The sequence below is a fragment of the Simiduia sp. genome (genome assembly GCF_058345725.1).
The window spans coordinates 1-19,631 of sequence record NZ_JBTUOC010000037.1; the positions used below are offsets into that span (position 1 = coordinate 1).

The 19,631-nt window shown below is 56.4% G+C and carries 16 protein-coding genes and 1 pseudogene; 11 read left to right on the plus strand and 6 right to left on the minus strand.

Annotated elements, in window-relative coordinates; genetic code table 11:
* Window positions 1–79: 79 nt before the first annotated feature.
* Window positions 80–937: an SPFH domain-containing protein gene (locus ACW8F6_RS09270; RefSeq protein WP_491575581.1), complete on the minus strand. Its 858-nt coding sequence runs from the start codon at window positions 935–937 to the stop codon at window positions 80–82.
* A gap of 76 nt (window positions 938–1,013) precedes the next feature.
* A complete protein-coding gene (locus tag ACW8F6_RS09275) occupies window positions 1,014–2,969 on the minus strand; it encodes a GMC family oxidoreductase (RefSeq protein ID WP_491575582.1) in 1,956 nt (651 codons plus the stop codon).
* 337 nt (window positions 2,970–3,306) lie between these two features.
* Between ACW8F6_RS09275 and ACW8F6_RS09280 the strand changes: the two are divergent.
* The 3 genes and pseudogenes from ACW8F6_RS09280 to ACW8F6_RS09290 form a co-directional block, all read left to right on the plus strand.
* Window positions 3,307–4,158 (plus strand): annotated as a pseudogene (locus ACW8F6_RS09280) (TlpA family protein disulfide reductase); the annotation flags it as partial.
* Complete coding sequence (locus ACW8F6_RS09285) at window positions 4,155–5,531, plus strand: aldehyde dehydrogenase family protein (RefSeq protein ID WP_491575583.1); 1,377 nt, start codon at window positions 4,155–4,157, stop codon at window positions 5,529–5,531. The pseudogene ACW8F6_RS09280 and the gene ACW8F6_RS09285, both read left to right, overlap by 4 nt.
* A gap of 30 nt (window positions 5,532–5,561) precedes the next feature.
* On the plus strand, window positions 5,562–6,578 hold the full coding sequence (locus ACW8F6_RS09290) for a methyltransferase (RefSeq protein WP_491575584.1): 1,017 nt from the start codon (window positions 5,562–5,564) through the stop codon (window positions 6,576–6,578).
* Here the strand turns inward: ACW8F6_RS09290 and ACW8F6_RS09295 are convergent.
* Window positions 6,555–7,559, minus strand: a complete 1,005-nt coding sequence (locus ACW8F6_RS09295; RefSeq protein ID WP_491575585.1) for a LysR family transcriptional regulator — start codon at window positions 7,557–7,559, stop codon at window positions 6,555–6,557. The two genes, ACW8F6_RS09290 and ACW8F6_RS09295, sit on opposite strands and share 24 nt — an antisense overlap.
* A 109-nt stretch (window positions 7,560–7,668) precedes the next feature.
* Here ACW8F6_RS09295 and ACW8F6_RS09300 point away from each other — a divergent pair, with 109 nt between their 5' ends.
* The 3 genes from ACW8F6_RS09300 (at window position 7,669) to ACW8F6_RS09310 (ending at window position 11,721) form a co-directional block, all read left to right on the plus strand.
* A complete protein-coding gene (locus tag ACW8F6_RS09300; RefSeq protein WP_491575586.1) occupies window positions 7,669–8,370 on the plus strand; it encodes a glutathione S-transferase family protein in 702 nt (233 codons plus the stop codon).
* 81 nt (window positions 8,371–8,451) lie between these two features.
* Window positions 8,452–10,038: an AMP-binding protein gene (locus ACW8F6_RS09305; protein WP_491575587.1), complete on the plus strand. Its 1,587-nt coding sequence runs from the start codon at window positions 8,452–8,454 to the stop codon at window positions 10,036–10,038.
* Between the two features lie 66 nt (window positions 10,039–10,104).
* Window positions 10,105–11,721, plus strand: a complete 1,617-nt coding sequence (locus ACW8F6_RS09310; protein WP_491575588.1) for a class I adenylate-forming enzyme family protein — start codon at window positions 10,105–10,107, stop codon at window positions 11,719–11,721.
* On the opposite strand, the gene rarD is transcribed toward ACW8F6_RS09310, so the two are convergent.
* Both rarD and serA read right to left on the minus strand, forming a co-directional pair.
* On the minus strand, window positions 11,718–12,614 hold the full coding sequence (rarD, locus tag ACW8F6_RS09315; RefSeq protein ID WP_491575589.1) for an EamA family transporter RarD: 897 nt from the start codon (window positions 12,612–12,614) through the stop codon (window positions 11,718–11,720). The genes ACW8F6_RS09310 and rarD overlap by 4 nt on opposite strands.
* A 158-nt stretch (window positions 12,615–12,772) precedes the next feature.
* A complete protein-coding gene (gene serA / locus ACW8F6_RS09320; protein WP_491575590.1) occupies window positions 12,773–13,999 on the minus strand; it encodes a phosphoglycerate dehydrogenase in 1,227 nt (408 codons plus the stop codon).
* 208 nt (window positions 14,000–14,207) lie between these two features.
* On the opposite strand from serA, the gene ACW8F6_RS09325 reads away from it, so the two are divergent.
* From ACW8F6_RS09325 to ACW8F6_RS09345, 5 genes are all read left to right on the plus strand, one after another.
* Window positions 14,208–14,879 (plus strand): fumarylacetoacetate hydrolase family protein, encoded by a 672-nt coding sequence (locus ACW8F6_RS09325; RefSeq protein WP_491575591.1) that lies wholly within the window; start codon window positions 14,208–14,210, stop codon window positions 14,877–14,879.
* Window positions 14,880–14,926: 47 nt separating this feature from the next.
* Window positions 14,927–15,667, plus strand: coding sequence for an SDR family oxidoreductase (locus tag ACW8F6_RS09330; RefSeq protein ID WP_491575592.1), 741 nt, complete (start codon window positions 14,927–14,929; stop codon window positions 15,665–15,667).
* A 34-nt stretch (window positions 15,668–15,701) separates the two neighbouring features.
* Window positions 15,702–16,253 carry a hypothetical protein gene (locus ACW8F6_RS09335; protein WP_491575593.1) on the plus strand — a complete coding sequence of 184 codons (552 nt, stop codon included), beginning with the start codon at window positions 15,702–15,704 and terminating at the stop codon, window positions 16,251–16,253.
* Window positions 16,254–16,260: 7 nt separating this feature from the next.
* Complete coding sequence (locus ACW8F6_RS09340) at window positions 16,261–16,734, plus strand: TlpA family protein disulfide reductase (protein ID WP_491575594.1); 474 nt, start codon at window positions 16,261–16,263, stop codon at window positions 16,732–16,734.
* Window positions 16,735–16,800: 66 nt separating this feature from the next.
* The gene (locus ACW8F6_RS09345) at window positions 16,801–18,117 is read left to right on the plus strand and encodes an amidohydrolase (RefSeq protein ID WP_491575595.1); all 1,317 of its coding nucleotides are present in this window, start codon (window positions 16,801–16,803) and stop codon (window positions 18,115–18,117) included.
* An 80-nt stretch (window positions 18,118–18,197) separates the two neighbouring features.
* Here the strand turns inward: ACW8F6_RS09345 and traF are convergent, their stop codons facing one another.
* A complete protein-coding gene (gene traF / locus ACW8F6_RS09350) occupies window positions 18,198–19,619 on the minus strand; it encodes a conjugal transfer protein TraF (protein ID WP_491575596.1) in 1,422 nt (473 codons plus the stop codon).
* Between the last annotated feature and the right edge of the window lie 12 nt (window positions 19,620–19,631).

Sequence of the window (19,631 nt, forward strand, 5' to 3'; positions counted from 1 at the left end):
TCGTCGGCCCAGCGCTGCATGGCGGCCAGTACGGATTCATTGATGCGCAGGGGGTAGGCTTTTTTAGCCACAACAGCTCCTAGTAAAGAGAGCCGGCGTTAAGCACCGGTTGAGCATTGTTTTCGCCACACAGTACCACCAGCAGATTGCTGACCATGGCCGCCTTGCGTTCATCGTCCAATTCGACCTCGTCTTCGCTGGCTAGCTGCTCTATGGCGTCTTTCACCATGCCGACGGCGCCCTGCACAATAATTTTACGCGCGGCCAATACGGCACTGGCCTGTTGGCGCTGCAGCATGGCCTGGGCTATTTCTGGGGCATAGGCCAGGTGAGAGAGGCGAGCTTCGAGCACTTCCACGCCGGCTTTGCCCAATCGATCTTGGACCTCGGTGCGCAACTTCTCGGCAATGGCGCTGGAGTGGCCGCGCAGGGTCAGGCGGTGGTCGTCGGCGTCGTGCTCGTAGGGGTAGCTGGTGGCGAGATTGCGCAGGGCCGCTTCGCTTTGAATCGACACGTAATTTTCGTAGTCGTCCACTTCGAAAACCGCGTCGTAGGTATCGATGACGCGCCACACCACCACCGCGGCTATCTCGATGGGGTTGCCGTTGGCGTCGTTGACTTTTAGGCGCCCACTTTCAAAATTGCGCACCCGCAGACTTACCGGCCGTTTGGCGTAGAGGGGGTTGTTCCAACGCAAGCCCGGTGTGCGGTCTGTGCCCTTGTAATTGCCAAACAGTTGCAGCACCTTACCCTGGTTGGGGTGCACCATGTAAAGCCCAAACCAGCAGATGAACACCACCACCGAGCCCAACACCGCAAGACCTTTCACCGGTATGGGGCCGGTGACAATTAAAAAAACGCCCAATACTTGCAGTGCCAGCAGCACCAATATCATGGTGTAGCCGGAGCGGCTTTTGCCGTCGTATTCCGTGTGCATGACGCAATCTCCTTTTGAGTGATATCAAATTGATATCAGAATTGCGCAATGCAGGCGTTTTGTCAAGCTGCCGAAATTAGCTGCCGCCGTTGGCGCCTTGCAGTCTCTGATGGGCGTCTGCCAGCAGTTGGTCGGCGGCTTTTTCGCTGATCATAAACACCGCCGCTACCGGAAAAAAGCCGGGAATCTGTGGAAAAGCGCTGGCATCCACCACCCGCAGCCGGTCCACGCCGCGCACGCGAAATTGACTGTCGAGCACGGCCAGCGGGTCCTGGTCGCCGCCAATTTTGGCGCTGCAGCTGGCGTGGTGTCCCCAAGCTTCGTCCAAAACATACTGTCGCAATTGGGCATCGGTCGTGAGCTCTGGCCCAGGTGTGATCTCTCTTTCGATCAAGGGCGCAATCTCCGGGTGCGACAAATAGCTACGCGCAAGTTTGATGCCCTCTACCACGGCGTCCAGGTCGTGTTCGGGTTGGCCGGCGCCTTCGTCGAAGTGGTTAAAGCGAATGTGTGGCGTGTGGTGTGGGTTGCCCGAGCGCAGTGAAATTTCGCCGCCGTTGTTGGTGCTGTGGCCCTTGAGTACCAGCCAGGTCCAGCGCTTAGCCGACCACTGTTGGGAGTAGCCAGGATAGATGCCGGTGTAGCCAATGGGTAGGCCCACCAGCACCAAATCCGGTGCGCCTGGTTGCGCGTGTCGCGACTGTTCAATGCGCGTGGCGACTATGCCGTTCATGCCGTAGGGGCCTTTAAAGGGCTCGGGTAACAGATCCCAAACAGCGGAAAAGTAGCTGTCTAGGCAGGGGTCTTCTGCGGCGCCAGGACGGCAGGGCTTTAGCAGTGCCAGGTCTTCTTTGAGTTCCACACTCACGGCCACCTCGTAACGGTCCTGCAGATTTTTACCGACGCCTGGCAGGTGGACCTTGGGCTTAATGCCGAGTTGCTTGAGGGCGTGCCGGTCGCCTATGCCCGAGAGCATCAACAGCTGCGGCGTATTAAAGGTGCCGCCAGACAGGACCACTTCGTGCCGCGCCATAAGTTTGAGTTTTTCGCCGTGCCGGTGGGGTTGGTAGTCCTTGTCGGCCGCGTACAGATTGCGGCCGACTTCCACGCGCACCCCAATGGCTTTGGCGGGGCGATTTTTACGGGCTTTTCTGACTAGCAGGCGCGTGGCCAAAGTGCCGGTGTAGAGGTGTAGGCGCTCGGGGTATTGCGCGGCGATGGCCATTAAGCGCTCGGCAATGGTGACGCGCACCTGTTGCTCGTTGTGCTGGGGGGTGGCAAAGGCTCCCGTATCGCCGCGCGCTACAAGTGGATGATTTACATCGCTCAGGGTATTGCCCTCGTAGTAGGAGCTGGGGGTGCGCGCGCCTTTGGTGGCCAGTTGATGCAGAACCGGATCGGTGGAGAAAACGCCGTCCTCTTGCCAGTTGGCTGGTAGATAGCCCTCGGTACCGCGGCCGTAGTCCATGGGGGTGCAGTAACCGCAGGCCTCTACTCGTTGGAAGTATGCGCGCATGTTTTCCGCCGCCCAGCTGTCGTCGCCGGTGGTTGTGGCAATGCGATCAAAATCCACGTCGTGAGGGTACATCCACACCATTGCATTGTGGGCCGCCGAGCCACCCAAGGCGGCGCCGCGGGGATACAAAATGCCTTTATTGTCGACGTATTTTGAATTGCGCTTTTGACGGGCCTTGCGCTTGTAGTGCTCAACGTAAAAGTCCCAGCTAATCTCGTTGCTTTCCGAAGCCGCTGTGAACAGCAGGGGAATTTGGTAGTGAAAGGGCGTCAAGGGGTTACTGACCTGCTCGCTGTCCAGGGGGTTGATGCCGGCTTCAACCAGGGCCACGCGAAATCCCGCCAGCGCCAAATTGGCGGCCACTGGGCCACCCCCTGGGCCGGCCCCAATCACGACAAAGTCGTACTCGCGTTTATCGGGGCGATTGGCGCTGGCATTAATTGGCAGGCTGCTGGCGGCCACCGCCGCGCCCAAGCTCTTTAACAGTGTTCTGCGTTGGATGGATTGACTCGACATGTGTATTCATCCCTGTGGTTACTGAGGCGAAAATAGACTGCGATGATTCAATCTGTACGGCGGTTTTAGAAGGCTTTTAGCGCGATTACTGTTGTGAAGATGTTTCAACGGCAGAGACTTGCGGCTGGTGTACATTAACCGCGGCTTTAAAACCGCTGCCAATTCCTTTAACCGATTAATGGAGTGAATCATGCAAGTCTTCCGCAGCTGTCGCGTTAATTTACTTGTACTAATGTGCCTTTTAACGTCTCTGGCTGGGCTGGCGCAGGCGTCATCTAGTGGTGCCAAAGATCCGCTCGCGCAGCCTATCGATACGCTGACTAAGGGCCCGCTGGTACTGTCAGATGCCATTGGCAAAAAGCCGGTTTATTTAAAGTTCTGGGCCAGTTGGTGCTTGCCGTGCCGGGACGAAATGCCGCACCTGCAAGACGCATACGCTAATTACGGCGATGCAATTGAGGTGGTGTCTGTGAATATTTTTGTGAATGAAAGCACAGCCCAGATCGCTGCCATTAAAGACAAGTACGGCTTAACGGTGCCCATTGCGCTGGATAAGACTGGCGCCTTAGCACAGTACTACAACTTTATGGGTACGCCGTTTCACGTGGTGCTGGATGCATCGGGTCGGCCGGTTTACCAAAGCCATCAGGCCGACGAAAAACTCGATAACACGCTGCGTACCCTGGCCAAAAATCCAGCTCAGTCACTGGCTGCGCTAGCGGGGTCAACGGCACATTCAATTTCGAAGAATAATAGTAACCGATACAGTGGGCTGCTCTACCTCAGTGCCACTTGGTGCGACTGGTATCTCAAAGAGACTCACCCGGAAATGGCAAAAAACTGTGTGCAATCACAGACAGTGGTACAGGCCTTGATCAAACAATTTCCAACGCTTGTATTTAATGCAAAGGTATCGCGACTGTGGACAGAACCAAAAGATGTAGCCGAGTACCGGGAAAAGTTCGCCATTGATTACCCCGTTGCTATAGATACCGAAAATGCCACCTTTCTGCAGTACCGCGTCAACCAATTTCCTACGCTGTTGCTAGTGGACAATGGCAAGGTGATATTTCGCCAAACAGATTTTTCCGATCCAGCCAGTGTGATCGCCGACTCCAGTAAGCAGATCGCGCAGTGGCAGCAAGCCAAGGCGGACAAGGTAGCCAGCTTGAAGGCGCCGTCACTATGAACAGCAGCGCCGGTGTTTTGGTGCCGGAGTTCAGCGAACAAGTGGATGCACTGATGACCAGAAGCCTGCAAGCGCAAGCGCTACTGGACAACACAACCGATGCACAACTGGATCAGCTGATAAGCAGTATTTGTATTGCTGTGGGCGAGCGCCTCGACTATTACTGCGAGCGTGAAGTGAACGACACTGGTATTGGCGAACTATCGGCAAAACGACACAAGTTGACATTGGTGCTGGAGGGCGTGCGCGCGCAATTGTTGGGCATAAATACCACAGGAGCCCTAACAGGCAATAGCCAAGACTGCGTCGAATACGTCAGTCCGCTCGGCTGTATTCTCGCAATCGTACCGTTGACCAACCCGGTGCCGAATAGCTTATTTCAAATACTGAATGGTTTAAGAACGCGAAATAGCTTGCTGCTGAGCTTTCCGCGTAAAGCCAAGACCTTGGGTTTGCAATTGGTTGATCAGGTGCGGTCCCAGTTGGCGGCGGCAGGTCTGCCGGTAGATGCAGTGCAAGCGCTACCCGCGCACGCCGACCGCCAGTGGGTACAACTGGCTATGGCCCACCCACAGGTGGCGGTAATTATGGCGGCGGGAGGTGCCGATCTTGTGCGGCAAGCGCAGCGCAGTGGTAATCCATGTTACGGCGTAGGCCCTGGCAATGCCCCGGTACTTATTGCCAAAAGCGCGAAATTAGCCCAGGCGGCAGAGTCCATCGTCAACAGTAAAAGTTACGATAACGGCATAGTATGCGGTTCCGAAAATAACCTGGTGGTGGATGCGACTATTGCATCGGATTTTTTAGTGGCGCTGTCGAAGGCGGGCACAATGGTTCTGAGTGAGTCGCAAAGGCAGCAGGCGATTGCGCGCTGGTTTGAGCCCAATAGCCACCGGCTGAAACCCTCGTGTATTGGTCGCAGCGCCATTGAATTATTGGCCCTTGCCGATATTCATTGTGCGCCCGAAACCCGATTGATTGCCATTCCTGCGCATCGATCAGAACTGGTGCAATTGGCGAATGAAAAGCTGGCGCCGTTGGTGTCGCTATTTGTCGTTGAAGCAGACGGCATCGATTTGTGTCGCGATATTTTACAACTCAATGGGGCGGGCCACACGGCGGTGATCTATAGCGATCGGTCGGAGGAAATTGCTGCCTTTGCAAAGCGAGTACCGGCCGGTAGGTTGTTGGTTAACTGCGGTGCGGTCTTTGGCATGATGGGTGCCACCACGGCAATAGATCTGTCCTTTCTGGTGGGTTCGGGTAGCTATGGAAACAATATCTCAACCGATAATCTTCAGTGGCGGCACTATGTTAATACCAAGCGATTGTTGCGCGAAGTGAATCCCCGCGCCGGACAATGGCGCGCCTGACAAATCTTTTGAAAATACAAGGAGTGAATCATGCAGCACCTGGAAGCACTGAACAAACTGAACGCCATGGCCTTTACCTTTTACACGGCAGGCGCATTTTCCGCCGCGTGTAATCTCAAGATATTTGATGTGCTGGTACAGCCGAAAAGTGCCGAGGAGCTCGCGCGCGCAATTGGCATTCACCCAGAGGGTGCGCGCCGCCTACTGTCTGCTATGGAAAATCTCGAGTTGATATCCTTGAGTGAGCAAGGCTACCAGAATACATCGCTGGCGGGTTACTTGGTGACAGATGCCGAGTACCCCATGGCTTTTCACCAGCACGACTGCTATTTCTATCGCATGTGGGAGTATTTGCCCGACGCGCTGCGGGAATACAGTCCTCGACATGAGCAGGCGTGGGGTCAAAGTGCGCAGGAGCTTTACAAGGCAATCTACGGCAACGACACGCAAATGCGCCACTTCTTCCGTCTGCTGGATTCGTACAATGGCCCAATCGGTGAATTGGCCGCAGAGAAGTTGGCGCTGGAGCGCTTCCATAGAGTGCTCGACCTGGCCGGAGGTACCGGTACCTTTGCCGCAGAGCTGGTGCAGCGGCACAGCCACTTAACGGGCGTGTGCCTGGATCTGGCGCCGGTTAAACACCTGTCAGAAGAAATGATTGCCCGCCGTAGGCTGCACGACCGGTTCGAATTTGTAGTGGGCGACATGTTTGCCGGCGATTACCCTGTCGATGTCGACGTCATTCTGTTGAGTTACATTTTGCATAATTGGGATGACGAGGGCTGTTTGACGATTCTACGGCACTGCTACAACACGCTACCCACCGGTGGCATGCTAGTAGTGAGCGAAAAGGTACTGAACAATGACCACACGGGAGATTGGTGGGGTGTGATGATGAACCTGCAAATGCTCATTGCCTTTCAGCCCGGCGCCAAGGAGCGCACGCAGGCAGAGTATAACGCGCTGCTAGCCAGTGCAGGCTTTTCCGATATGCAGCTACTTAAACTGGATGCACCGCGCGACCTATTGGTGGCTTACAAGAGTTGATCTAACGGCCGGCGCCAGGGGCGCTACGCCGTCGGTCCACTTGGGCACTAATGGTGTCAGGTCGGAGGCCCAGGTTTTGTAACAGCTTTCGCCGCGCTCTGCCAAAAAGTGAATTAGCATATCGACAAATAATCGGATTTTTTCCGGTAGATGCTGTTGTTTTTGGTAGAGCGCGTAGACCGCAAAATTGCCAATCTGCTGCGGCGCGTAAAGCACTCGCAGTCGACCGGCCTCCAGTGCCTGGCGCACCAAAAAATGGGGCGCTTGTATTAACCCGTGGCCTGCGCAACATAGCTCGACCATCGATTCGCCATCGGATACCACCAGCTTGGCGTCGGCCGACAATTTCAATTGACTGTTGTCGGGCAAGGTAATGGCCATGGCTCGACCGGTCTCACTGAATTTAAACTGCACCCAGGGCATCTCTGCAAGCGCCTGTTTCGTTGTGGGAAGGCCCCGCTGTTGAAACAGCGCCGGCGATCCACAGATGAGGAAATCCATGGGGCTGAGTTGTCGGGCAATTAAATTGCTGTCATTAAGCTGTCCGGTGCGAATTGTGAGATCAAAGCCATGCTCCACCATATTGATATATTCGTCTGAGTAAACCGCTTGTATAGCGATGTCGGGATGCGCTCGTTGAAACTGGCTAAGCATCTCCGTGATATAGAGACGACCGTAAGCGGTTGGCAGATTAATTTTTAGTAGACCATTTGGGCGGCTATTGCGTGCTTGCAGGGCCTGTTCACAATCCTCCAGCTCCTTCAGTAGTGCCTTGCTAACGCGATAGTAGTCCTCACCCGCCTGGGTTAACCGAATATGACGCGTGTTTCTATCTAGTAGCGTGACGCCTAAGTTAGATTCCAGGCGCGCAATGGCTTTGCTAACGGTGGAGGGTGTCTGGCCGAGTGTAGAAGCAGCCTGACTGAAGCCTCCTTGCTCGGCAACTTTGGTGAAAATGCTCAGTAACTTTAATTTATCCATTGGTGAAAATTCTTCACTTCAAATGTTTCGTTGTGGCGGTGTTGGCTTCGGTTCTATGCGGCTAACATGCCAGCGAAATATGTGCTGCCGAGCCAGGTGTCTTTAAGCTATGAAAATGTCTCTGTCGAACTCCGGGTTGCATTATTACGGCAACATTATTTGCCCCTACTGCCAGCGCGTTTGGTTTGGGTTGCAACAAAGCGGCTTACAATTCACCCACCACGAAGTCAACTTTCTTTCGTTGCCCACTGCGCTAACCGCGGCAACGCCCTTCAAAAAGGTGCCGGTGTTAGTGGATGACGGCGAAATTATTTATGAGTCAACGGCCATACTTGGCTATCTCTCTGAGAAATATAACCTGGATTGGCAAGCGACAAGCTTAACCGATCGCGCCAAGGTTCGTGCCTGGCAGGCGCAGGCAGCCACTTTGCACGAAATTACCAGAACGATTTTCGCCAGCTCCGATAGTAATGCCTTTAGTCGAGCCAGCGAACAGTTAATGCAGCAGCTTGCGAGCGTCGAAAAACACGTGTCGCTGTCAGACCTTGTCAATACACCGTTGGCGCAACTTAAGTTACTTGGGTTGATTTATGCGCCGTGGGCACTCTTGGTATCTACCTTGAACGAAGGTGCCAGCTATCGGTTGGTGCCACAAGCAGGGCCCGCGCAACACTGGCTGGAAACCCTGTTGGCCTACCTGCCCGTAGATGCAGATTGGCGCGCACAGTACCGACTGCAGCTAATGGTGTTTATAGAAAATATGAATGGCTGTTACGCGCAGCGTTTCTTGGAAATAGCGCCCGCACATTGAATAACGCCGTCAGGCATTTGGAATTATGGAAAGTTACCCCTAAGCCCTTTCTAAGGAATGGGTTCACAAGGAGAGTCTACCGTGAACAATCGAGGCAATTTCGTCGAACATCTACTGGGTCAATGGCAGTCGTTAAATAAAACCGTCTACCAAACGCCATCTCACTCACTGAGTTATACGGCTCTGCGCGAGCAGATTGCCATTGCGGCGCAGTCGTTATTGGACGTGGGCGTCAAGCCGGGTGACAGGGTGATTATTGCCCTGAACGATACACCGCGCTACGCCAGTTTACTACTCGCGTGTTTTTGGGTGGGGGCCGTCGCAATCCCCATCAATCCACGGCTAAAAACCAGTGCTGCGGCTCATATTGTTGAGGATTCGGGCGCGGTACTCGCGTTTGTTGAGTCCGCCGTCATGCATTTGTGGCATGCGGCTGCTTTACAGGTGCAGCGCCCAATGACAATGGTGGTGAGCGGCGACGTGGAAGATGCGCAGCTTGTGTATATCAAGCTCGAAGAATTTCTGATGAATACGCCCTGTGAAGGGCGTTTTTTTTGCGGTGTACTGGCGGCCGACTATCTGCAGTATACCTCTGGGACTACCGGTAGCCCCAAGGGCGTGATGCATCAGTTGTCTGGCATGATTGCGAATAATCAACATTACGCAAAAGGCGTGCTGGGCATTGACGAGCACAGTCGCATATACGCCACCGCTAAAATGTTTTTTGGCTATGGCTTGGGCGCGAGCTTTTTCTTCACGCTCTTGAACAATGCAACCGCTCTGTTGGATCACCGATGGCCCGATAAAACCACGGTGATCGACAACTGGAAACATTTTAATCCAACCCATCTTTTTTCAGTGCCAACTCTGTATGCCAGTATGGCAGAGGTGGTTGAACTGCCGATGATTGCAAAAAATCAACCCATATTAGTATCCGCAGGCGCGACTTTACCAGAGCATTTGTTCAGCCTTTGGCGCAATCGCTTCGGATTGACTTTGCTCGATAGTGTGGGCGCAACGGAAATGGGGCACGTTTATCTGTCGCCCACGATGACATCAGCCAGCGGCGGCAGCGTAGGCGAACCAGTACCCGGATATCAGGTCAGACTACAACCACTAGCAGAGGATTTACCTTCGGACAAATCGCGCGGTGAGCTATGGGTTAAGGGTCCGAGCATGGCGTTGGGATATTACAAAAAGGCCGATAAAACGGCGGAAAAATTTGTCGATGGTTGGTACCGCACGGGCGATTATTTTAGCCACGAAGGCGGCAGCTATCATTTTCTCGGGCGCACAGATGAATGCTTTAAGGTGAAAGGGCGCTGGGTTGAACCCCTGTCTGTGGAAACGTTTCTGGCGGGTTTAATGCCCTATGTCGAGGGCTTTTTGCTGTTGCCACAGCAAACGGCGGCGGGCCTAACCCAAGTGTGCCTGGTGGCGGCGGGCGCCGTGGCCAAGCAAAGGGCCGGCGAGGTGGTGGCCATGGTGGAGGCCAGTCTACCCGACTATTTTCCCAGCTACTACCAACCAGTCAATTTGTACTTTATCGATAATTTGCCGCGCAACGACAACGGAAAGGTGGTGCGATTTGGACTGGCTGAGCGACTTTCGCAAGCCGATCTTTACGTGCGCCAACCCGCCAAGAAACAACGGCTGCACGAGGCTTGATTGGTCGAACTGCCAGCCACCTTTGTCTAGCCAGCCGTTCAATAACCCAGCTAAAGGAGATACATCATGGCGGATTTTTCTCGCGCTGCCAGCCAGTACGATGAAATAGTACTGGAGAAATTACTCAGTCGTGCGGAACTCGGTGCCGGCAATGTTTTTGAAACTCTGGCCAACGAATTGCCGAGCGCTGCCCGCGACAATATCGAACTCGATGCGCCACTGGCTCTGTTGCAGGGCAGGCGTATTTCGTTGCACCAATTGGTGTGTCGGGCCGGTCAATTGGCTAGTTGGTATGCGTCCATTGGCGTGGCGGCCAAAGATCCCGTTGCATTGCTGCTGCCCGATAACCTGGACTATATGCTGCATTTTATTGCACTAAACCAATTGGGTGCTGTGGCGGTCTTTATCAATGGTCAACTGTCCCCGGCCGTGGTGGCCCAGTTTATCGGGCGCGTGGGTGCCGTGCGAGTGGTGACGCAGGAAGCGCGACTGACCGAGTTGAGCACAGCCTTGCAGGCGCACGCGGTTGTAGCCAATTGCACCGCACAGGAGTCAATTGCGCTCGATAGCTTGGCGCCGCTGGCTGGTCGCTACCGGTTTCAATTTGACGATATAGTTTTATTGGCGCACACCTCGGGTACCACCGGCATTCCCAAGGCGGTGCAATTTAGCCACGGCGGCTTTTTCTATGGCGTCAGGCAGCAGGTGAAGAAAATGGTGGGCGAGCGGGTGCTTAACGCCCTGCCGCATTCGCACGCATCGGCATTGTCGATCATGATGAGCTACCTGTTGCGCGGTGCGCGAATAAAAATTCAAAGCCACAAAGCACCAGCGCAGGTGCTAGCCGGTGTGGCGGCGTTTCAACCCGATATTTTTATCTCCTTCCCGCGGGTTTATACCGAAATTTGTCGCCAGCCGCTGAATGCACTTGATTTCAGTTCTATCAGTTGTTGGCTGAGCACTGGCGATGCCAATCACCGGCAGCATATTGAAACCTTGATGGCCTTTGGGCGGCACGAGTATCGGGGTGAGTGGCATGAGGGCTCGGTTTTTATCGATAATTTTGGCTCCTCCGAATTTGGTTTTGCCGCGTTTCGCAATGTGCACAGGCCGGGTTCCGAGCGCTTCGATCGCTGTATCGGCAAGCCCTTCAGCTGGGTAGACGCCGCTATTTTGTCGGCCGACGGCCAGCCGCTACCAGTGGGGGAGGTGGGTTTTTTAGGCGTCAACTCGCCCACAGTGACGCCAGGTTACTGGAATAATACGTTGCTAACACTGAAAAACCGTTTGGGTGGCTATTGGCTAACGGGCGATTGGGCCTACCGGGACCAAGACGGTTATTTCTACCACGTGGATCGCACCACCGACAGTATCGAGCTCGATGGCCAGACTTTTTACAGCACTCAATTGGAGGAGGCCATACTGGCGAACGTTAGCGATGTGTTTGACTGTACGCTGGTGGCTTGCGCGGGCACCGATGCAACCGCGCGTTTGGGCGTGATTTGTGAAATCATTGCACCGGTCGACGAGGCGCAATTGCGCGCGCGCGTGCACGCATTTTTGCGGTCCCAGGGCATAGCGGCGCCCGTCGATCTGCGAATTGACCGGCGCCCCACCGAACAGGGCGTCACGGGCAAGGTACTTAAGCGACGGGTGCGCGAACAGCTCAGCGAAGCTATTTAGCGGCTGGGCCTGTGCCGATTGCGGCGCGCGCGCCAGATGACGTCGATACAAAAGCAGGCAACGCCCAGCCAGATAAAGCTGAAGGTGGTAGATTTTGCGGGGCCAAAGTGCTCGCCGTATATCAGCACCGCCAGAAAAAACATCAAGGTGGGGCCTATGTACTGCAAAAAGCCCATGGTGGTGTACTGAATTTTACGCGCCGCGGAGGCGAACATCATCAAGGGTATTGTACTCACAGGGCCAAACACAGACAGCAACGCCCAGTGGGTGTGCGACAACTGGTCAAACGTGGCCTGGCCGTACGCCCACAGATAGGCCAGCGCCGGCAGCAGCAAGTAGGTGCACTCGATCATCATGCCGTTCAGGCTGTCGATGGGCGCGAGCTTGCGAATTAAGCCGTAGAGTGCAAAGGAGCTGGCCATGCCCAGTGCCAGCCAGGGCACAGAGCCAAATACCGCCACCTCTATGGCCACGCCGGTGCAGGCTAGCAACACTGCCAGCCACTGCAATGGGCGCAGCCGCTCGCTCAAAAAGATGCCGCCCAAGGCCATGTTTAGCAGCGGGTTGATGTAGTAGGCCAGGCTAGCCTCCAGGACTTTGCCCGTGTTGACGGCATAGACAAACAAAAACCAGTTGCCACCCAGCAATAGCGTGGACGCCAGTAGTGCCAAGAGCATTTTGGGGCGCCGGTAATAGCTTAACAAGGTGGGCAGTTGTCGAGTAACCAAGATAGCCAGCAAAACAAATAGCCAGGACCAGGCGATGCGGTGTGCCACCAACTCTAACGGCGGAATGATGCTGATAGCCTTTAAAAATATGGGGAACAGGCCCCAAAGCAGAAAGGCGCCAACGCCTAGGCCTACGCCCAGTTTTTGCTCGCGAGTAAATTCCACGGTGTGTCCTGCTGTCGTTATCGGCGTGTAAGGCCCGGGGGCCGGTGAGCGCGTCTTGAATGCGCGCTTGCGGTGGTGCTGTCGGCCGTGCAGTGGCTCGGTGAGCGCACATAAAAAAGGCCGCTCGCGCGGCCTTTAGCGAATAGATGCGCGACCTGTCAGAACAAGACGCGGCAGCGGATGGTTCCCTCAACTTCGCGCACTTTTTCCAGGGCAGTTTCAGAGTTGGCGGCGTCCACCTCGATAACCACATAGCCCACTTTTTCATTGGTTTGCAGATGCTGGCCAATGATGTTGATGTTGTTTTCTGAAAACAGCCGGTTAATGGCCGACATGACGCCGGGCACATTGTGGTGAACGTGCAGCAGGCGGTGTACGTTGGCGTGCGCCGATAGCGCCACTTCGGGGAAATTCACCGAGCTGGTGGTGGTGCCATTGTCGGAGTACTTAATCAGTTTCTCGGCCACTTCTACGCCAATGTTGGCCTGGGCCTCCATGGTGGAACCACCGATATGGGGGGTCAAAATGACGTTGTCTAAAGACCGCAAGGGCGACACAAATTCATCCTGCGGCCCCTTGGGCTCCACGGGAAACACATCGATGGCAGCGCCAGATAATTTGCCCGCCTTCAAAACTTCGGCCAGCGCGTCAATGTCGACCACGGTACCGCGCGAGGCGTTAATCAAAATGGCTCCGGGCTTCATCAGTGCCAGCTGCTCGGGGCCTATCATCATTTTTGTGGCGCCGGTTTCGGGCACGTGCAGGCTGACAATATCCGCCTTGGCCAAAAGTGTATCCAGCGACACCTGCTCGGCGTTGCCCAGGGGCAGCTTGGTGACCACGTCGGAAAACAGCACCTTCATACCCAGCGACTCGGCCAACACGCTGACCTGGCTGCCGATGGAGCCATAGCCCACAATGCCCAGGGTTTTCCCGCGAATTTCAAAGGAGCCCTCGGCCGATTTCAGCCAGCCGCCCCGGTGGCAGACGGCATTTTTCTCGGGGATGCCGCGCAGCAGCAAAATGGCCTCGGCGATTACCAATTCGGCAACTGAGCGAGTATTGGAGTAGGGCGCGTTAAACACAGCCACCCCGTGTTCCTGGGCCGCTAACAGATCGACTTGGTTGGTACCAATGCAAAAGCAGCCCACGCCAATCAACTTGCCGGCGGCTTCGAATACTTCGCGGGTTAGCTGAGTGCGCGAGCGCAGGCCCACAAAGTGCGCATCTTTGACGCTTTCCAACAGCTCTGCCTCGGGCAGGGCGGTTTTGTGATACTCGATGTTGGTGTAACCTGCTTCGGTCAGCTTATCCACTGCGGACTGGTGCACGCCTTCCAGCAAAAGGAATTTGATTTTGCTCTTGTCCAGAGACACCTTGGCCATGGGATACCACCTTAATATACAGTGCGCAGGCCACCTGGAAAGGGGCCGGGGAAAATGGGGCGCCATGATACCACAGCTCCTTCGCAGGCCAACTGCCGGCGCGCAATCTATCGCTGATAGCCGACATTTTTCCTAAGAATGCTGCCAGATAATGCCGGCGGTTGGGTGCAATTTAGACGGCCCTGCTGCAAAACCCATGAGAAACGCTATGGAATACCAACACCGCCTAATTGGCCCAGCCGACTTTACCGCCCGCTACGGCGCTTTGCGTCTGGGCAAAATTATCTGCGTCGGACAAAACTACGCTGACCATATAAAGGAGATGAACAGCAACGTATCTGCAGAGCCGCTGCTGTTTATCAAAACCGCCATTTGCGCCTGCCCAATGGAGGCGGGTTTTAGCCCCCCGACGCGCTGGGGCAGCTGCCACTTTGAAACAGAGATGAGCGTATTGATTGGCGAGCGGCTAGACCGGGCCAGCGAAGCCGAAGCCGCTCAGGCGGTGGCTGGTGTGGGCTTGGGTCTGGATTTAACGCTGCGCGAATTACAGGCGGCATTAAAGGCCAAGGGCCATCCTTGGGAGAAGGCCAAGGGCTTCACGGGCAGCGCGCCTTTGTCTGCGTTTGTGCCGCCGCCGGCCGATCTGCAGGCCGTGTCGTTGCAATTGCGCCAGAATGGCCAGCTGCGGCAATCGGGCAACACGGCGCAAATGCTCACGCCGGTGGTGCCACTACTGGCCTACGCCAGCCAGTTTTTTGTGCTGGAGCCGGGCGATGTACTGTTAACGGGCACCCCCGCCGGCGTAGGCCCGCTGGCCAGCGGCGATCAACTGGAAGCCAGCTTGGGCGACTTGCTTTCCGTCGCAACGCAGGTGCTGTAACACCCCTAGTCAGGCCCAACCTAATCGACAGTTAAAGGACACTCGCAATGGCGCAAACCATTTTTATTACCGGTGCTTCCAGCGGCCTGGGTTGGCAGATGGCGGTGGAGTTCGCCGGCCGCGGTTACCAGCTGGCGCTCACCGCGCGGCGCCAAGATCGGCTCGCGCAATTGCAAGCGCAGTTGGAGGCAGATTTCGGCGCGCGCGTGTGGGTTGCGCCGCTGGACGTGACTGATGCTATGGCCGTAGAGCAATGCCTGCTGGCGGCGCGGGATCACTTTGGCAGCATTGATAAGGTCATCGCCAACGCCGGGGTGGGTTACACCCAACGAGTGGGTCGCTTGGCGTTTGATAAAGTACAGGCCACCTTGAACACCAATGTGCTGGGGCTGATGGCGACGGTAGATGCCGCCGCCCGTTTGTTTGACGCGCAGGGCCACGGGCACATTGTGGCCATCAGCAGCGTGGCCGGCTTTCGCGGGCTGCCGGGTGCTGCTGCCTACAGTGCGTCCAAGGCGGCGGTGACCACCTACATGGAAGCCCTGCGCGCGGAACTGTATCGGTCGCCCATCGCGGTCACCCTGCTGTGGCCCGGCTATATCGATACCCCCATTAACCAGTCGGCGCGCGCGCGGCCGTTTTGTATTCCTCTGGCGCGCGGCGGCCGCCTATTGGCGGATCTGATAGAAGCCAGGGTGGCGCGCGCCACTGTACCGCGCTGGCCCTGGGCGCTGGTGGCGCGGCTACTGCGTCTTTTGCCCACCGCGTTGATTGCGCGCTTCGCCTAACTTTCAACAGGACAATCGCTTTCAAGGATGCGCTATGCAAAGGTATGTGATTACGTTGTTATTCGTCATGGTGTTGGCACTGCTGGGTTTGTACCTGCAACCCACGGGCCTGGCCTGGCGCACTCAGCCCCTGTTGGTGTTGCCCATGGTGTTTGGCTATGTGTTGCTTATCTGCCTGTTTTTAGAGCGCGCCATTGAAGTGTTTTTGTCGGCGCTGCGCGGTGGTGGGGCCGACATGCTGGATTTACAGCTCGAAGAGTTGGCCGGCCTTGCGGCCCCCACAGCGGCGCAGCAGGAGCGCTGGCACCAACTGCAACGCGAGCGCAGTGCCTATCGCAGCCACTCTCGCCTCATCGCCCAGCAAATGGGTTTGTGCTTTGGCCTGATTGTGGCTCTTGTGGGGGTGCGCATTCTCGATCAGTTAGTGGCAGAAACGCCTGCGGGTATTCAGGGGCGCATGTTTGTGATGGTGGATGTACTGCTGACCGGCAGCGTGCTGGCCGGCGGCAGTGATGCGGTGAACAAGTTGACCAAGGCCTACAGCCAGTTGATGGCCAGTGTCGCGACAAAACGATTGAAAACCTGAGGCAATAATGGTGTATCGCTTAGTATGGTTGGTACTTGTTTGGCTGGCTGCACCGGCGCTCGCCGCAGACGCAACCGAAGACCTGCTGGGGCCGGTGAGTGCCCAGCGGCTGTTGGCGCAGCCGGCCTTTCAAAAAAACTACCGGACTCAACCGGTCCCCGCGGTTTCCAAGGAAGCGCGCGCGGCATTGCGCGGCGTGGATATCGTGGTGTTGTTTGGCAGTTGGTGCCACGACAGCGTGCGCGAAGTGCCGCGCTTGTTACAGGCGCTGACGCCGGTGGTCGATGTCAATGTCCAGCTCATTGGTGTGGATCGCCACAAGCAGGCGCCATCCGCCTGGGTGCAGCAATACCAGCTAAAATTTACGCCCACCGTGATTGTGTTGCGCGATGGCCGCGAACTGGGTCGCGTTATCGAGCGACCAGAGGGCGACTGGTTGGCGCAACTGGTGCGCATTGCCCGCGAAGCGGCAGCGCAGTAACAGCGCTGCATTTATTGAAGCGTGTGAAACCATTAACACGCAATTTTTTTCACAGGGAGTTTATCCATGTATAAAACAGCACTGGCACTGACGATTTCGCTGCTGACAGCTTCGTTTAGCTTTGCCGACCTCCGGCAGGACGTCGAGAAAGATTATGCAGGTCACCTTAAACCGCTGTTCGAGCATTTTCACAAAAATCCCGAGCTGTCGCATTTGGAATTCGCCACGGCCAAGCGGTTGGCAAAAGAGTTGCGCGCCGCAGGCTTTGAGGTGACTGAAGGCGTGGGCAAAACCGGCGTCGTAGCCATCATGAAAAACGGCGCGGGCCCGCTGGTGATGATGCGCGCCGATATGGATGGCCTGCCCGTGGAAGAAAAGTCGGGGCTTGCCTACGCCTCGAAAGCACAGCAAAAAGATTGGGACGGCAATTTGGTGCCAGTGATGCACGCTTGCGGTCACGATGTTCACATCACCAGCCTGGTGGGAACTGCCCGTCAAATGGCCAAGCGCAAGGGCGAGTGGTCGGGTACGTTAATGCTGGTGGGACAACCCGCAGAGGAGCGGGTGGGCGGTGCCAAGGGCATGATGGAAGACGGTATTTGGCGTCGATTCGGACAGCCAGATTACGCACTGGCCATGCACGTCAGCGCCGAGATAGAAGCTGGTAAACTGGTGGCGGTAGAGGGCTCGCCCTACTCGGGCGTGGACAGTATCGACATAGTCGTACCCGGTGTGGGCGCGCACGGGGCCTCGCCCCATCGGGGCAAAGACCCGGTTGTGATCGCCTCGCAAATTGTTTTGGCGCTGCAGACCATCGTAAGCCGCGAAATAGCACCTAAAGAGCCGGCGGTAATTACCGTGGGCTCCTTTCACGCGGGTACCAAGCACAACATTATTTCCGACGAGGCACGCCTGCAGGTGACGGTGCGCAACGACAGCTGGGAGACCCGCGAGTATTTGATGGCGGCAATTGAGCGCGTTGCCGTGAATACTGGGCGTGCCGCCGGTTTGCCCGAAGATAGGCTGCCGCAGGTAATTATTAGCGATGAGCCCACGCCACCGACGGTCAACGATATACCACTGACACAGCGATTAAAGGCGCGTTGGCAGGCGGCCCTGGGCGAGGATATTTTTGACCGTCAATATCGCCGCTTGGGTATGGGCGCGGAAGATTTCCCTTTCTTTACCACCGACCCCTACATTCCCAGCGTGTATTTTCAAGTGGGCGGCACGCCGAAAGCTGACTTTGAACGCGAAGCGGCAGGTGGCGAGCCGGTGCCGAGCCACCACAGCCCGCTCTTTAAAATTCAAGCCGAGCCCGCGGTGACCACCGGCGTTGAAGCCACAGTTGTGGCGCTGATGGCGCTTTTGCAAAAGCCGTAAAGCTTGTCGGTCAAACGCCCCGGGTGGACGGCTGGGGGGCGTTGGCGCTGTATCGGCGCCAGCGCTCTAACCGGCCGGCTTTAAATAGCCAGCGTAAAGCCTAGGCTAACGCTGGCACCGCGCGGCAGGCTGTCCCCTTCAATAGACACTTTTTCCGTGGCGGTGGCAAAATCCAGGTCGACGTAGCGAAACAAGGTAAAGCCCAGGCTATACATGTTCACCTTGCTGCCCGCCTGGTTGCTGCGATAGCCCAGCCGCACATTGGGTAGCCAGAAATTATCGCCCTGCCAGCCGGCACTGACTTGCAACCACTGGTGTACCTCGCCCAAGGGGTCGGTGGTTTCATTGACTTCGTAAAGTGCGCTCACAGCCCAGGTGCGATCGGCGGTATAGAGGCTGCTCTCCAGTGTGACCTTGCTGTCTTGTTGATAGGTGCGCAGCCGCTCGATGATGGCAGCGGCTTCGTCGCTGTAGCCGCTGGTGTCCACGTCGTTAAATTTGTATTCGGGTTCAAAGAGGTCTTCTGCGCTGAGCCCCACACTGACGTGCTCGGCGACCCACAGTGCGCCCACATCCAGGCTCAATTGACTGGTGTTTTCAAAGTCGGCATCGCGAATGTCGTCGAACAGTTGCTCCGAATCGGTGATGTCGCCTATGCGCGGTGTGATGCGACTTAGTCCCATGCGCACGTACTTGGCTTTACCGCCCAGGTACAGGGTGCTGTTGTCCAGCTGCACGGGGTAGCTGTAGCTCATGCCCAGGTGTGTTTGCTGAGCGGCGCGGATGGCCAACAGGCTGTCGTTGGTAAAGCTGCCGGATACATTCCCGGTATTGGGGTTGATCGTGACCGTAAGGCCGCCGGTGAGGTCGTAGGTGGTGGTGGGATCGCCCGGTGCCAAGTCGTAGGCTGCGAGCAGCTGCGTCTCGGCGGTGTCCGCATCAAATTCCAGCGGGTCTAGGATGCTCTGCGCCGAAGCCGAGCCGCTGTAGCCAAAATCGAAGCCTAAGGTGCCCCCCCAGATATCGCTGTTGATGACAAAGTCGGCACTAAAGCCGGCATCGGCATTGGCGTAGCCTTCGCGACTCACCAGTGCCAGCAGCGCACCCACGCGGGTTGCCTCGGCTTCGATCTGCGCAATCAGCGCGTTAAAGTCGGGGTTATTGGGGTCGATCGCATCAAAATTGATACCGGTACTGCTGCCATCGGTGTCGGATAGAGAGTCGGCCAGCGCGTCGTATTGGTCAAACAGCTCCTCGACATCGCCGTACTCCAGCGCGCCGCCCACGTAGATAGCGCCCAGGACGGCGGTGTCTTCGCCCGCGCGCCGGCGGTCGAAACCTACGGCCGCGGGGTTGCTACCCAGGGACAGTGTGCTTTGACCATTGCTGACGCCGCCGGTGGTCACAGCGGGTCCGGCAGCGGCAAATCCGGTCTCTGCGAGACTCGCGGTACTGGCACTCAGGGCAAGGGCCAACAAGGGGTAGCTCAGCTGTTTGGGCATGGGATTCGACTC

Bases quoted from the DNA above. Each gene is read 5' to 3' on its own strand.
- ACW8F6_RS09270 (WP_491575581.1), bottom strand. From the start codon at position 937: ATGCACACGGAATACGACGGCAAAAGCCGCTCCGGCTACACCATGATA.
- ACW8F6_RS09275 (WP_491575582.1), bottom strand. From the start codon at position 2,969: ATGTCGAGTCAATCCATCCAACGCAGAACACTGTTAAAGAGCTTGGGC.
- ACW8F6_RS09285 (WP_491575583.1), top strand. From the start codon at position 4,155: ATGAACAGCAGCGCCGGTGTTTTGGTGCCGGAGTTCAGCGAACAAGTG.
- ACW8F6_RS09290 (WP_491575584.1), top strand. From the start codon at position 5,562: ATGCAGCACCTGGAAGCACTGAACAAACTGAACGCCATGGCCTTTACC.
- ACW8F6_RS09295 (WP_491575585.1), bottom strand. From the start codon at position 7,559: ATGGATAAATTAAAGTTACTGAGCATTTTCACCAAAGTTGCCGAGCAA.
- ACW8F6_RS09300 (WP_491575586.1), top strand. From the start codon at position 7,669: ATGAAAATGTCTCTGTCGAACTCCGGGTTGCATTATTACGGCAACATT.
- ACW8F6_RS09310 (WP_491575588.1), top strand. From the start codon at position 10,105: ATGGCGGATTTTTCTCGCGCTGCCAGCCAGTACGATGAAATAGTACTG.
- serA (WP_491575590.1), bottom strand. From the start codon at position 13,999: ATGGCCAAGGTGTCTCTGGACAAGAGCAAAATCAAATTCCTTTTGCTG.
- ACW8F6_RS09325 (WP_491575591.1), top strand. From the start codon at position 14,208: ATGGAATACCAACACCGCCTAATTGGCCCAGCCGACTTTACCGCCCGC.
- ACW8F6_RS09330 (WP_491575592.1), top strand. From the start codon at position 14,927: ATGGCGCAAACCATTTTTATTACCGGTGCTTCCAGCGGCCTGGGTTGG.
- ACW8F6_RS09335 (WP_491575593.1), top strand. From the start codon at position 15,702: ATGCAAAGGTATGTGATTACGTTGTTATTCGTCATGGTGTTGGCACTG.
- ACW8F6_RS09340 (WP_491575594.1), top strand. From the start codon at position 16,261: ATGGTGTATCGCTTAGTATGGTTGGTACTTGTTTGGCTGGCTGCACCG.
- ACW8F6_RS09345 (WP_491575595.1), top strand. From the start codon at position 16,801: ATGTATAAAACAGCACTGGCACTGACGATTTCGCTGCTGACAGCTTCG.
- traF (WP_491575596.1), bottom strand. From the start codon at position 19,619: ATGCCCAAACAGCTGAGCTACCCCTTGTTGGCCCTTGCCCTGAGTGCC.